At 59.1% G+C, this 14,617-nt stretch carries 9 protein-coding genes; 6 read left to right on the top strand and 3 right to left on the bottom strand.

What is annotated here, in order from left to right; all coding sequences use genetic code 11:
- The first annotated feature begins 112 nt into the window (after positions 1-112).
- The 3 genes from IOD40_RS17975 (at position 113) to IOD40_RS17985 (ending at position 4,323) form a co-directional block, all read left to right on the top strand.
- Positions 113-2,416 (top strand): TonB-dependent receptor, encoded by a 2,304-nt coding sequence (locus tag IOD40_RS17975; protein ID WP_198478086.1) that lies wholly within the window; start codon positions 113-115, stop codon positions 2,414-2,416.
- A gap of 111 nt (positions 2,417-2,527) precedes the next feature.
- A complete protein-coding gene (locus IOD40_RS17980; protein WP_198478087.1) occupies positions 2,528-3,211 on the top strand; it encodes a Fe2+-dependent dioxygenase in 684 nt (227 codons plus the stop codon).
- The gene (locus IOD40_RS17985; RefSeq protein ID WP_198478088.1) at positions 3,211-4,323 is read left to right on the top strand and encodes an alpha-hydroxy acid oxidase; all 1,113 of its coding nucleotides are present in this window, start codon (positions 3,211-3,213) and stop codon (positions 4,321-4,323) included. The genes IOD40_RS17980 and IOD40_RS17985 overlap by 1 nt, the downstream gene beginning before the upstream one ends.
- A gap of 122 nt (positions 4,324-4,445) precedes the next feature.
- Here IOD40_RS17985 and IOD40_RS17990 read toward each other — a convergent pair whose 3' ends face one another.
- The 3 genes from IOD40_RS17990 to selD all read right to left on the bottom strand — a co-directional run bounded on the left by IOD40_RS17990 (position 4,446) and on the right by selD (position 9,590).
- Complete coding sequence (locus tag IOD40_RS17990; protein WP_198478089.1) at positions 4,446-7,520, bottom strand: hypothetical protein; 3,075 nt, start codon at positions 7,518-7,520, stop codon at positions 4,446-4,448.
- A 385-nt stretch (positions 7,521-7,905) separates the two neighbouring features.
- Positions 7,906-8,499, bottom strand: a complete 594-nt coding sequence (locus IOD40_RS17995; protein ID WP_210336972.1) for a hypothetical protein — start codon at positions 8,497-8,499, stop codon at positions 7,906-7,908.
- Between the two features lie 32 nt (positions 8,500-8,531).
- Positions 8,532-9,590 carry a selenide, water dikinase SelD gene (selD, locus tag IOD40_RS18000; RefSeq protein WP_198478091.1) on the bottom strand — a complete coding sequence of 353 codons (1,059 nt, stop codon included), beginning with the start codon at positions 9,588-9,590 and terminating at the stop codon, positions 8,532-8,534.
- A 204-nt stretch (positions 9,591-9,794) separates the two neighbouring features.
- Here selD and fdnG point away from each other — a divergent pair, with 204 nt between their 5' ends.
- From fdnG to IOD40_RS18015, 3 genes are read left to right on the top strand one after another with little or no spacing between them, the layout of a single operon-like run.
- On the top strand, positions 9,795-12,875 hold the full coding sequence (gene fdnG, locus IOD40_RS18005; protein ID WP_198478092.1) for a formate dehydrogenase-N subunit alpha: 3,081 nt from the start codon (positions 9,795-9,797) through the stop codon (positions 12,873-12,875).
- A gap of 14 nt (positions 12,876-12,889) precedes the next feature.
- Positions 12,890-13,867 (top strand): formate dehydrogenase subunit beta, encoded by a 978-nt coding sequence (gene fdxH / locus IOD40_RS18010; RefSeq protein ID WP_325099770.1) that lies wholly within the window; start codon positions 12,890-12,892, stop codon positions 13,865-13,867.
- Positions 13,864-14,607: a formate dehydrogenase subunit gamma gene (locus tag IOD40_RS18015; RefSeq protein WP_198478093.1), complete on the top strand. Its 744-nt coding sequence runs from the start codon at positions 13,864-13,866 to the stop codon at positions 14,605-14,607. The genes fdxH and IOD40_RS18015 overlap by 4 nt, the downstream gene beginning before the upstream one ends.
- Positions 14,608-14,617 lie beyond the last annotated feature (10 nt).

Raw genomic sequence — 14,617 nt, forward strand, 5'->3', positions numbered from 1 at the left:
GCTTCGGACTACCTTGAAAAGTGGCAACAAAAAGGTTGACTCAATTAGTCATGTTTTATAGCCCATGAGCCAGAAGTCAGGGGGACACCACTGACAGGACCTGAGCTGCGCCATGCGCCAACGCACGGCAAACATCGGAGACTACGTGACCATGGGATTTGACGAAGAGACATCCGGAGCCGGGACAAGCGTCAAGACAACGCTGGGCTTGCTGCCGGTAATTGCGATTTCCGCAGCGCTGACAAGCCCGGTCCTTGCGCAAGAGCAAGGCGTGACCGAACTCGACGTGATCACGGTCGAAGGTGGCACCGGCAGTGATCCGCGTACAAGCCTCAAGGTCGAACGCGCTTCTTCGAACAAGGTCACGGCACCTCTTCTTGATACGCCGCGCACGGTTCAGGTCATCACCCAGCGCCAGATGGAAGAGCGCGGTGCATCCTCGCTTGCGGACGTTTTGCGCACGACGCCTGGCGTTACGCTCGGTACCGGCGAGGGTGGAAACCCGATGGGCGATCGTCCGTTCATTCGCGGCTATGAAGCTTCGACCGACACCTTCGTTGACGGCATCCGCAGCTTGGGTCGGACCTCCTATGAGGCGTTCAACCTTGAATCGATTGAGATCATCAAGGGCCCGGGTGGTGCATATGCGGGGCGTGGCTCAACCGGCGGCTCGCTCAACATGGTCACCAAGAAGGCACGGCTGGGCGAAGACTTCCATGAATTCTCCGGCCTGATCGGCACGGACAGCCAGTATCGCGGCTCGTATGACGGCAATTTCAGCGTCGGCGACAATTTCGCAGCCCGTCTCAATCTGAACTGGCAGGATTCGGAAGTGCCGGGACGCGGCGGCATCGAAGATGACAAGTTCGGCGCGGCAGGATCCTTTGTCGGTCAGATCAGCGAGGCGACCAAGCTGACGCTGGGGCTCTATCACAACAAATCCGAGAGCACGCCCGATTTCGGCATCCCGATGGCAAACGCTGCCTTCAACAGCCGGTTCAGCACGACCCAGTTCGGCACCGGTACGAAGCAGGATCCTTGGCGTCCGGTCGGTATTGCTGACCATGGACAGTTTTACGGCTCGTTCCTGCGCGACTTCCGCGAGGTGACCAATCAGGCCGTCAACCTCTCGATCGATCATGAATTTTCCGACACGCTGCGCCTCAATTCCACGCTCGCCTATCTCGGTAACGAGCAAAAGTACGTCGTGACGCGGCCGACTATCCAGGCCACCGGCCCGGAGACTGGATGGCTCGATCGTTCAAGCCGTCAAGGCTACCGAGACACGCGCACCCTGGCCTGGGCAACCAGCCTTTCGGGCGAGGCAAACACGGGCGCAATCGAGCACAGCTACGTCGTCGGCTTCGAGATGAGCGATGAGCGTCAGCGCACCGGCGCTGTCAGCAATGTGCCGTCAGTGGGGCGCGATCCCAACGTCCTCAATCCGAACCCGTGGGCACCGATCAGCGGTGGGCCAGTGACCTTCGGTCCGCTGCAGGAATCGGTTCGTACCAAGACCAAGTCGGTCTTCGTCTTCGATACGCTGAAGTTCAACGAGCAGTGGTCGCTCAATCTTGGCGCGCGCTACGAGAATTTCGACGTTGAGCAGGGCACTCGTACACGCGACGACAACATCTTCTCCTATCAGGCGGGCATTGTTTACAAGCCTCTGCCGAACGGCAGCATCTACGCCTCGTTCGGCACCTCGGCCAACCCGTCGGGCCAGTGCGCCGGCCAGGCTGGCGGATCGGAAGGTGCGAGCGCCTGTACCCTTACCGCTGCCAATGAAGATCTGAAGCCGGAGAAGAACCGCAGCTACGAGATCGGCACCAAATGGGACCTGTTTGACGATCGCCTTTCGGTGACCGCGGCCCTGTTCCGGACCGAAAAGACCAACCAGCGCGTCAACGATGCGTTCGGCAATGTCGAACTTCTGGGCAGCAGCCGCGCACAGGGCATCGAGCTTGGTGTTGCAGGCAACATCACCGACCAGTGGTCGATCAGTGCCGGCTACACCTACACCGATGCCAAGCTGACGGATGCAGGCTTTGACAATATCGGCACGAGCGCCGCACCGGTCTGGGTGCCAAGCGCAGATGCGGGCAACAAGCTGCACTACATCGCGCCGCACAGCTTCGCGGTCTGGACGACCTATGACGTGACCGAGAAGTGGCGCGTCGGCGGTGGCGCGACCTATACCAGCAAGCGCTTCATGAACTCGGCCAACACCGCAGTGCTGCCTTCGCAGTGGCGTGTCGACCTGATGACGGCCTACCAGTTCAACGACAAGGCGGGCATCCAGCTCAACGTCAACAATGTGTTTGATGAAAAGCTCTACGACGCCTCGCATGTCGGCTTGTTCGCCAACGTTCAGGCAGGCCGCAATGCAACCGTGAAGTTCAACTACAAGTTCTGATCTCACGACCCGAAGAGGGCGCCGTCATCGCGGCGCCCTTTTGTCATGGAAATGCCGGTCAGCCGGCACTTCGAACTGCTTGTCCATTGATCGCCGAACAGGACCACGGTCATGCTTGTCACCATTCCTGACGTCATCACCCCCGCCGAACTGGCCTATATCCGCCAGATCCTTGAGGGCACCGACTGGGTCGATGGACGCACCACGGCTGGCGATCAGGCGGCGCTGGTGAAAAAGAACCTTCAGGTTCCGGTCGAATCGGAAGCTGCGCGCGAGCTGAGCCAGATCGTGATGCGCGCTCTTGGGCGCAATCCGACATTTTCCTCGGCCGTGCTGCCGCTTCATGTGCTGCCGCCCATGTTCAATCGTTACGACGAAGGGATGACCTTTGGCGCGCATGTCGATGGCTCGATCCGGGTGGTGCCTGGAACTGGCACGCGGATCCGCACCGACGTCTCCTCGACCTTGTTCCTGACGCCGCCGGAAGATTATGACGGTGGCGAGCTGGTCATCCATGACACCTATGGCACTCATACGGTCAAGCTGCCCGCGGGGCACATGGTGGTCTATCCGGCTACCAGCATGCACTCGGTGAACCCGGTCACGCGGGGCAGTCGCTGGGGCTCGTTCTTCTGGAGCCAGTCGCTCGTCAAGGACGACTGGCGCCGCAACATGCTTTATGATCTCGACATGTCGATCATCCGCATTCGCCAGCAATTGCCTGACGATGACCCGGCAGTGGTCGGTCTCACCGCGCACTATCACAATCTCATCCGCCACTGGTCGGAGACCTGATGGCAGGCGCAGCCGAAAGCCCGATCCCGGCCGATATCCTCTCGGCCTTCGACTATGAGCGGCACGCAAGGGCGCGCCTGCCCACCGATGTGTGGGCCTATATCGATGGGGCCGGGGCAGACGGCATCACCAAGCGCTGGAACCGCGAGGCGTTCGACCGCATCCCGCTTGCGGGGCGCGTTCTCGCCGATATGAGCGAGGCCAGCACCGCGATCAATTTGTTCGGCATGGAAATGAACATGCCGATCATCCTTGCTCCGACCGCGTTTCACATGCTGGTGCACCCCGAAGGCGAGCGCGCGACGGTGGTGGGCGCAAGTGCCGCGAAGGCATGGATGAGCGTCAGCTGTCAGGCGAGCGTCAGCCTTGAGGAGATTGCAGCTGTCTCCGAAACAACGCTGCTTTTCCAGCTTTACATGCAGCAGAGCCGCGACGACACGCTGAGGCTGGTGCGCCGGGCAGAAGCTGCCAATTATCGCGCGCTGTTGGTGACTGTCGATGCACCGGTCAATGGCGTGCGCAATGATGAACAGCGCGCGGGCTTTCGCCTGCCGCCGCATGTACGGGCGGTCAATCTGGACGGGATGCCATCTCCGGTCTCACGCGCCGGGCCGGGTGAAAGCCCGGTGTTCAAGGGGCTGCTCGATCGCGTGCCGACCTTTGCTGACATTGAGTGGCTACGCAGGCAGACGTCTCTGCCGCTGCTTTTGAAGGGCATTGCTCATCCCGACGATGCCGAGCGGGCGATTGGCTGCGGGGTCGACGGGATCGTTGTCTCGAACCATGGCGGGCGCACGCTCGATACGCTGCCCGCAAGCCTCGACATGCTGAAAGATGTGGCTGCGCGCGTTGACGGACGGGTGCCGCTGATCGTCGATGGTGGCATCCGCCGTGGCACGGATGTCTTGAAGGCTCTGGCGCTCGGCGCCAACGCCGTGATGATTGGCGCACCAATCCTCCACGCCCTCGCCGTCGGCGGCGCCGTCGGCGTCCTGCACCTCCTCACAATCCTCCGCGCCGAGCTGGAAGTCGCAATGGCGCTGACGGGATGTAGGGGAGTGGGGGAGGTGGAAGAGGGGGTACTCGCAGAGCGGCGTCTATCAGGAAGATAGTATTGCCGCGACAGACGCCGTTTCCGCGTCTGCTTGCGAAACGCTGACACCAACTTAGGCAAAAAAAGAAAAGTCCCGGCCTTTGGAGCCGGGACCTGAAACGTTTTGTTGGTCAGTTTGGATCAGGCGATGTCAACCACCTGGTTGTGCGCGTTTTCAAGCTGGCCGATCAAGGTGACGATGCTTCCGGTGTATTCGGTGTTGATGTCATCGAAGGCGGAGGCAAGATCGGCCCAGTAGGTGCCGTCATTCTCACCAAGTGTGTCGGCGTGACTGACGATCTGGTCGAGGACGACGGTATAGGTGTCTGCCTTCAGTTCATCCGCGCGTGCGGTTGCTTCCGGATCGCCGGCATTAGACCAGAAGTCGATGATGGCGTCGCGGTCGAGATCAAGATCGCGGATCAGTGCTTCAAAATTCTCCGCAACGTCTTCTGTCTGCGTTGCCTGAGCGTCCGCAATGAAGGCCGCCTTGTTCTTCTCCATCTCGATGTGCTGATCAACAACCTGTCTCAGCGCATCTGCGTCGGAGAAGACGCCAAGCTTCTCGATGGTCTCGATGACGCCAAGCGCAACCGCCTTTTCGCGTCCGCCATTGTCCGGGAAGGCAGTGCCTTCCAGGAGTGCGGCGAAGTCAGGGTCGGCCTTGATGGCTGCAAGGACTGCTGCTTCATCATCGGCAGTATTGACCGGACGCAGGAAGGCGACCTCTTCGTCAACCACAGCGTGGGCCTGGTAGAGCTTGTTGACTAAGGTGACGATGCTGCCGCTGTAATCGCCGCGGACGTCCTGGAACGCCGCAAATATTTCTGCTGCTTCGCCCTGATCCTCAAGCGCCTTTGCAAGCTGCGTCAGCGCGACGGTGTAGAGCTCTTCCTGGAGAGCATCGACCCGCAGGTGACCGGCTTCGGAGTCGGTTTGCGTTGCCAGCGTGCTGTAGTAGTCGATAATGCCCGCGCGGTCGTTCGCCAGGTTAGTTACGAGTTCTACAAAAGTCTCGAGGCCTTCGGTCGTGTAAAGGTTCTGCAGCGCAGCCTGCTTGTTCAGCTCGGTTTCGATATGCTTCGAGGCAGCTGCCTTGATGCCATCGACGGAGGTGAAGTCGCCGAAGAGGTCGAGCACTTCCTTGACGCCCAGGCCGACGGCGTCGATGCGCCCGCCGGATTGAGGGAGCTTCGCCAGATCTTCAGCAACGCCGAGGCTTTCCGCATGCTCGCGGATCAGGGCAATCAGATCCGCAGGCGTCTCCGCATTGTTGAACGCGGCTCCGATCTCGTAATCTTCAGCGAAGTTGATCGCCAGATTGTGAGCTTCCTTCAGCTGGTTGATCAAGGTGACAACGCTGCCGGTGTAGGCCCCGTTGACGTCATCGAACGCGCCAGCGAGGTTCTCCCAATAGGCGGAAGCATCATCACCGAGCGAGTCGGCATGTGCCATGATCTCGTTCAGGACGATCGTGTAGGGGTCCTGTTCCAGTTCGGTCGCCCGCGCTTCCCCTTCCGGGTCATTGCTGTTTGCCCAAAATTCGATGATCTCGGCACGATCATCGGCGAGGTTGCGGACCAATCCTGCGAAGGTGTCGGCAAAGCCTTCAGTCTGAACCGCTTGGGCACCCGCGATGAAGTCTGCCTTGTGCTGCTCCATGGAAATATGGAGCCCGATGACACTCTTCATCTCGGCGACGTCCGTGAACACGCCAAGCTTCTCGATGGTCTCGATGACGCCAAGCGCAACCGCCTTTTCGCGTCCGCCATTGTCCGGGAAGGCAGTGCCTTCCAGGAGTGCGGCGAAGTCAGGGTCGGCCTTGATGGCTGCAAGGACTGCTGCTTCATCATCGGCAATATTGACCGAACGCAGGAAGGCGACATCGTCGTCGGCTGCAGCGTGCGCCTCGTAGAGCTTGTTGACCAAGGTGACGATGCTGCCGCTGTAATCGCCGCGTACATCCTGGAATTCTTCAAAGATCTTCGCGGCCTCGGTCGGATCGCCAAATGCTTCCGCGAGTTTGGTCATCGCAACGGTATAGAGCTCTTCCTGGAGAGCATCGACCCGCAGGTGACCGGCTTCGGAGTCGGTCTGCGTTGCCAGCGTGCTGTAGTAGTCGATAATGTCCGCGCGGTCGTTTGCTAGGTTAGTTACGAGTTCGACAAAAGTATCTAGGTCTTCGGTCGAGTAAAGATCGTTCAGCGCTGCCTGCTTGCTTAGTTCGGTCTGGATATGCTTGGTGACGGCAGTTTTGACTTCAGCTCCAGATTTGAAATCGCCGAACAGATCCCGCACTTCCTGCACGCCCTTTCCGACGGCGTCGATGCGCCCGCCGGATTGAGGGAGCTTAGCCAGATCTTCAGCAACGCCAAGCGCGTCCTCGTGCTCGCGGATCAGGGCGATGAAGTCGGTGTAGGACGCCGCTTCGCTGAACTCGACCGCAAGCGGCGTGCCGAATGAAGGCGGAAGCTCGTCCGGTACGTTCACATTCTCAGGAATGACCAGCTTTTCGCCGGCGACAGGGGTGAAGTCCTGTGGGATCGGGATGTCTGCCGGTATCGAATAGCCTTCCGGCTTGTCATAGGTCGGCAGGAAGGGCGCGATCTCTGCAACGCGGGCCATCAGCGCGCCGCTGTCGCCGTTTTGGATCGCGTCCTGTGCAGCCTGGTCTTCCGCGAATTGAGCAAGGCTGATGCCGTTGCCAAGGGGGCGGCCTTCCTTGAAGCCGTAAGTAATAAAGTGGTCGAATGCTGACGTGATGCCGTTCTGAGCTGCTTCGGCAACGTCCGGATTAGCATCCAGATAGCCCTTCATGTCGAAGAAGGGAGACGTGTTGCGCGGCTCGTTCTGGCCGTGTCGCAGGAAATGCTCCAGCGGCGATGAAAACGCCCCTGCGTCAACCGCCGCCGCCACGTCCGGATTTTCAGCAAGGTACACGACTGGATCAAAGAACAATGAAGGGCTGCGCGGCTCATTCTGGCCGTGCTGAAGAAAGTGCTCCAATGCTGAAGTAAAGACACCATCTGTTACAGCAGCAGCTACATCGGGATTCTGGTTCAGATAGAGAACCGGATCAAAAAAGGACGACGGTGCCCGGTTTTCAAATCTTCCATAAAGCTCGAAGTGCTGCTCAGCGGTGAACAGCCCGCGCGCGACAGCAGCCGCGACATCAGGGTTGTTACGCAGATACCATTCCGAATTGAAAATATTCATAAGACTTCTCCCCGTAACCCGGCCAGAGGGCCAACCGTTGCCTAGGTCGCACAGGGAAAAAGCAATGTCCAGTGTCTACTAGAATGAAAAATAAGTCGAAAATCGCTAACTATTGATTTGTAAGAGAATTTTCCGAATCAACAGTGAAGTTAATAATTGTTGTGACTGGCGTCCGGGATCAAGGTTCGGCACGTTCCTTGTAGTGTCTTGCAAGGTGCCCCCGAACACCATGATGAGGCCGCGCGCTCGCGCAGGCTTACTTGATGAGGCGTCGGGCAGGTTCAAATGGAGAGATGTAATTCGGATAAAATATCACGTAAGCTTGGGTGATATTTCCAGGAATGATGGCTTTGCTGGCGAGGAAATACTACCCGCCAGCAAATGCTCAGCACTCGCTGCTTGCTGCGGGAGAGGGAGCCATCGGGGGAGGGGGCGCTTGCGGGCCTTCTACCGCCGTCTCACCTGAGATCGGATCCAGGCCTTTCGCAAGTGCCGGGTGGTCTTGTTGCGGCGACGTTTCGACAGGTTCTGCCTGGCTGGTGCCAATATCAGAGCCTCCTAGTCCGCCGGTCCAGCCGCTCGAACCAGCGCCGCCGGGAGAAGTGCCCGAATCAGCACCCTCGACGGGCGGCGTTTCGGACGCAGATGGGCCGTCGGCCGCGCTAACTTCGCCCATTCCGGAGTTGTTATCAGTGGCCTGGGCGGAATTATCAAGTGACGCGGCGAGGTCTTCCGTTTCTCCCGCTGGCTTCGTGCCGAGATCGACGCAATCGGTTCGGGCAGCTGCGTCAGGTGACGGCGCCACCGCTGATGGTGCCTCTGTCTGGCCGGACGGTGCCGCCGGCGTTTCCTGCTGAACCGGGGTCGCTGTGTTGGTCTGCGCAAAAGCAACTGCGGGGCTCATTATTGCGCCGGCAAGGGGTATCGCAAGCAGCATGTGCTTCATGTCGTCCTCCATCAGGGATTCGATAATGAACACATGAGAAGAAGATTCGTTGCGTTATCGGTATTTCAGCGCTTCTCTACTATGACCCGAGGGGTGCCTGTTTCAACGCGTCCAACAATTGCTGCGAGCGGATAGCCAGCTGATCTGACCTTTTGCAGCACTTCTCCAGCGCCATCGCTGGCCACAGCGATGAGGAGCCCCCCCGAGGTCTGCGGGTCCGTGAGGATGTGCTTTTTCCAGTCTTCCAGGTCGGCCGGCAGATCAATGCTGTCGCCATAGCTCTTCCAGTTGCGGTGAGATGCGCCGGTGACGCACCCTTGCTGTGCGAGCGTGTCGGCTTCCCGAAGAATAGGAAGGGCGTTAAAATCGAGATGAATGGAGTGGCTGGCGCCCCGCGCCATTTCCAATGAGTGCCCAAGTATCCCGAACCCGGTGACGTCGGTCATTGCGCTCACGGAAGGATGTGTCGCGATCTCCGTGCCAATGCTGTTAAGAAGCGTCGTTGAGGCGACCATCTCTTCATAGGCTGAGGGGGGGAGCAGCTGCTTCTTGATGGCGGAAGAGTAGATACCGATGCCAAGGCCTTTGGTGAGGATCAATGTGTCACCGGCTTTAGCCTTCGAATTGCGCTTGATGTGTGCAGTCGGACAGGTGCCGATGACTGCCAGCCCGTAGACTGGTTCGGGGCAGTCGATGGAGTGGCCGCCCGCGACAGGTATCCCCGCCTCAGCGCAAATCGAAGCGCCGCCCGCCAGGATCTGGCGGATGTCGGCAGGATCCATCTTGTCGATCGGCATGCCGACGATTGCCAGGGCAAAAATCGGCCTTCCCCCCATCGCGTAGATGTCGGAAATCGCGTTGGTCGCGGCAATGCGCCCGAATGTGTGGGGATCATCGACCATCGGCATGAAAAAATCCGTCGTCGCGATGATCGATGTCGTGCCGTCGAGATCCCAGACGGCCGCGTCATCTGCCGTCTCCGTCCCGACGAGCAAACTGGCGAAGGGGCCAGTCTTCGGCATTTCGCTTAGAAGATCCTGCAGTACCCCTGGTGCAAGTTTGCATCCGCAGCCGCCACCATGAGCGAGGCTGGTCAAGCGCTGCCGTTCCGTTGTCTGGTCCATGATCTGCCCTGCCATAATCGTGTTGAGGGGAGCCTATACTGAAAAGGAACAAGGTGTCAGGGCTTCATTATACATGAATAAAAAGATCAGGTTTTATAGTGTAAGATGATCCTTGCGGCGTCTTTGACAGGTTCTAATTGTGTGTGTAGCATCATCTCAATGCCCGCTCTGTATTCGGGCTTAACCCCATGCAGGGAGGTTCTGATGAATATGGAAATCTCTCGGCGAAACTTTCTTAAAGGCGCGGGCGCTGGCGTTGCTGCAACAACGATCGGCGCTTTTGGCTTTGGGGAGGCGGAAGCCGCTTTCGTTGAGGGCCTGAGGGCCTACAAACTAGCCGGAACGACTGAGACCAGAAACACCTGCCCGTATTGCTCGGTCGCGTGTGGTGTCATCATTTATTCCAAGGGCGACATCACTCAGGGAACGGCGAAGGCTGTCCATCTCGAGGGCGACGTCGACCATCCAACCAACCGCGGAACGCTTTGCCCGAAGGGCGCGGCTCTTCTCGACTTCATCAAGTCTGAGACCCGCCTGACAAAGCCGAAGGTTCGTCGCGCAGGCTCGGACAAGTTCGAGGAAATTTCCTGGACCCAGGCACTTGATGAAATCGCACGTCACATGAAGGACGACCGCGACGCCAACTTCATCGAGCGCAACATGGATGGCGTCCCGGTCAATCGCTGGACGTCCACCGGTTTCCTCGCTGCGTCGGCAACGACCAACGAGACCGCATTTCTGACATACAAGGTCGTTCGTTCGGCCGGCATAGTGGCTTTCGACAACCAAGCGAGAGTCTGACACGGCCCCACGGTGTCCAGTCTGGGCCCAACATTTGGTCGTGGTGCAATGACGAATTCGTGGACGGATATCCGTAACACGGATTTGGTGGTTATCATGGGCGGCAACGCCGCCGAAGCACATCCCTGTGGTTTCAAATGGGTCACGGAAGCGAAAGCTAATCGTGGCGCTAAGCTTATTGTCGTCGATCCGCGCTTTACCCGCTCGGCGGCTGTCGCTGACTATTACGCGCCGATCCGCCAGGGTTCGGACATCGCGTTCCTGCTCGGTGTCATCAAGTACTGCATCGACAACGACAAGGTGCAGTGGGACTACGTCAAAGCGTTCACCAACGCTGCCTATATCGTCAAGGACGGCTTCGCCTATAGCGATGGCCTGTTCACCGGTTATGACGCCGAAAAGCGTGAGTATGACCGGTCGACCTGGGATTACGAGATCGGCGATGACGGCTACGTCCTGACGGACGAGACGCTGCAAAACCCGCGTTGCGTATGGAATCTGCTCAAGGAGCACATTGCGCAGTACACGCCTGAAATGGTCGAGCGCATCTGCGGCACGCCGAAGGAAAAATTCCTGAAGGTTGCCGAGATGATCTCGGAATGCTCGGCGCGCGACAAGACGATGACTTCCATGTACGCGTTGGGCTGGACACAGCATTCCAAGGGTTCGCAGAACATCCGCTCGATGGCGATGCTTCAGCTGATCCTCGGTAATATTGGTGTCCGTGGCGGTGGCATGAACGCACTTCGCGGCCACTCCAACATCCAGGGTCTTACCGATGTCGGCCTGATGTCGAACCTGATTCCTGGCTACCTCAACATTCCGACCGAACGGGAAGTCGATTACGCGACCTATATCAGTTCGCGTGGTTTCAAGCCGCTTCGGCCGAACCAGATGAGCTATTGGCAGAACTACTCGAAGTTCTTCGTCTCCTTCCAGAAGGCGATGTGGGGCTCGGCGGCAACGCCGGAGAATGACTTCGCCTATCACTACCTGCCGAAGCTCGATCTCCCAGCGTACGACATCTTGCGTGCCTTCGAGATGATGGATCAGGGCCAGATGCATGGCTATTTCTGCCAGGGCTTCAACCCACTTCTGTCATTCCCGGATCGTGGAAAGATTACCCGCTCGCTGGCGAAGCTGAAATATCTCGTCGTGATCGATCCTCTGGAGACAGAGACCTCGCGCTTCTGGGAGAACCACGGCACGTTCAACGACGTCGACTCGGCATCGATCCAGACTGAAGTTTATCAGCTTCCGTCCACGTGCTTTGCCGAAGACGAAGGTGCCCTGGTCAATTCCGGGCGGTGGCTGCAGTGGCACTGGGCGGCGCAGAACCCTCCTGGTGAAGCCAAGCATGATACCTGGGTGATGGCACAGCTCTTCAATCGCCTGAAGAAGCTGTATCAGGAAGAGGGGGGCAAGTTCGCAGAGCCGATCCTCAACCTGCACTGGCCATATGCTGATCCGGAAGATCCGAAGCCCGATGAGATCGCACGCGAACTCAACGGCTATACGGTGACGGAACTGCGTGACCCGAACGATCCGACCAAGGTTCTGGTCGAAGCGGGCAAGCAGGTATCGGGTTTCGGTGTCCTGCGTGACGACGGTTCCACCGCGTGCGGCTGCTGGATCTATTCCGGCTGCTTCACCGAGGCCGGCAACATGATGGCCCGCCGCGACAATGCCGACCCGGATGCGACCGGCGCCTATTCGAACTGGACGTTCTCCTGGCCGGCCAACCGCCGCATTCTCTATAACCGCGCATCTGCCGATCTTGATGGCAAGGCGTGGGATCCGTCCCGCAAGCTCATTGAGTGGAACGGTGAAAAATGGGAAGGCTACGACGTGCCGGATATCGCGGTAACGGCAAAGCCACGCGAGGTTGGCCCGTTCATCATGAACCCGGAGGGGCAGTCTCGACTGTTCACCCGTGGCATGATGCGCGATGGGCCGTTCCCGGCCCACTACGAACCCTTCGAGTCACCGGTCGTCAACGTTGTCGCTCCGGCAATACGTGGTAATCCGGTGGCGCGCGTGTTCGAAAGCGATCGCGAGACTTTTGGCGATGCGGATGAGTTCCCCTATGCGGCGACTTCCTACCGTCTCACCGAGCACTTCCACTACTGGACGAAGCACGTTTGGGTGAACGCAGTTCTCCAGCCAGAATTCTTCGTCGAGATTTCGGAAGAACTCGCCGCGGAGAAGGGCATCGACAAGGGGGGCTGGTGCCGGGTCTGGAACAAGCGCGGCTCGGTCCACGCCAAGGCAGTCGTGACCAAGCGTATCCAGCCTCTGGTCTGTGACGGCAAGCCGGTTCACATCGTCGGTATCCCGCTTCATTGGGGTTTCACCGGTGCGGCCAAGAACGGCATGGGCCCGAACTCGCTGACGCCATTCGTCGGCGATGCCAACATCGAAACGCCGGAATTCAAGGCGTTCCTTGTCAATATCGAGCGGTCCGACGGACCGGCGTCGGCTTAGGGGAGGATTGAAAAATGACCATCAACGTCAATCCCCCCGTCGCTGCCGACACCCAGCAACAGATGGGGCCGCAGGATTATATTCGGCGGTCCGCGTCGACGGTGCCGGAGCCCGCTCGCAAGCTCGAAGCCGTAGCCAAGCTCATCGACGTGTCGAAGTGCATTGGCTGCAAGGCCTGCCAGTCGGCATGTCTCGAGTGGAACGATCTGCGCGAAGAGGTCGGCGTCAACGTGGGCGTCTACGACAACCCTCACGATCTGACGCCGAACACCCTCACGCTGATGCGCTTCACCGAGTGGGTCAACGACGAGAACGGCAACCTCGAATGGCTCATCCGCAAGGATGGCTGCATGCACTGCTCCGATCCGGGCTGTCTCAAGGCATGCCCGGCTCCCGGTGCGATCGTGCAGTATTCGAACGGGGTCGTCGACTTCGTCAAGGAGAACTGCATCGGTTGCGGTTATTGCGTACAGGGATGTCCGTTCAACATCCCGCGCATCTCCAAGGTCGATAATCGCGCATATAAGTGCACCTTGTGCTCCGACCGCATCGCGGTGGGGCAGGGTCCAGCATGCGCGAAGGCGTGCCCGACCAAGGCAATCGTCTTCGGTACCAAGGAGGAGATGAAGGCTCACGCTGCAAATCGCATCGAGGACCTGAAGTCTCGCGGCTTTGCAAATGCGGGCCTGTATGACCCGCCGGGTGTGGGCGGCACGCACGTCATGTATGTTCTGCATCATGCCGACAAGCCGACCATCTACGCCGGACTGCCGGACAATCCGCGCATCTCGCCGGTAGTTGAAGCATGGAAGGGTGTGACCAAATATGCGGGTCTCGCACTGATGGGCGTTGCTGCTGCGGCTGGTGTCGTTCACATGGCTATTTCCGGTCGCAACCGCGTGACGGTCGAAGACGATGACGAGGCAAGGCGACTTACCGCCCAGGCCCCCGGGGCTCAGCCTCTTGATCCGGACAAGGAGCCGATGGCATGAGCGAAGCGGCTATTCACGACAGCCGGCGGCCTGTGCCGCCGGTTAGCAAGAAAGATCTCGATCGCGGCGACCGGCTCCTTCTCGGTCGCGAGGTCGTGGTCAATCGCTACACGCGTTGGGCTCGGATCAACCACTGGATCACCGCAATCAGCCTCATCCTGCTGGCCCTTACCGGCCTCGCGCTGTTCCATCCCTCGCTGTACTGGCTCACCGGTCTTTTCGGCGGTGGACAATTTACCCGCATGATCCACCCATGGATCGGAGTGGTGCTTTTCTTCTCTTTTGCGGGCCTGTTTGTCCGGTTCTTCCGCCTGAACCTGCCAGCACGTGAGGACGCGCAGTGGACTGCGCGGATCGGCGACGTGCTCAAGGGAAATGAAGAGAAGCTTCCGGAAATCGGCAAGTACAATGCGGGTCAGAAGTTCGTCTTCTGGGCCATGTCGATCCTGATCGTCACCCTGATCATTTCAGGCCTGGGTGTATGGGAAGAGTACTTCTCTGATCTTCTGACCATACCTCAGCGTCGCGTCGCTGTTCTGGTGCATTCGATGGCGGCGGTGGCGATCATCTGCGTCTGGATCGTCCATGTCTATGCAGCTTTCTGGGTTCAGGGTACGCTGAGTGCCATGACCCGCGGAAAGGTGACTGGCGGCTGGGCTTGGCGTCATCATCGGAAGTGGTTGCGTGCTCTTGCTGCCTATGGTCAGCGCGATGACGTGACGCCAGGCGACAAACGCTGACAACCAACCT

This window comes from Aquamicrobium zhengzhouense, from assembly GCF_016124105.1.
In the GTDB taxonomy this organism is placed as follows: Bacteria; Pseudomonadota; Alphaproteobacteria; order Rhizobiales; family Rhizobiaceae; genus Aerobium; species Aerobium zhengzhouense.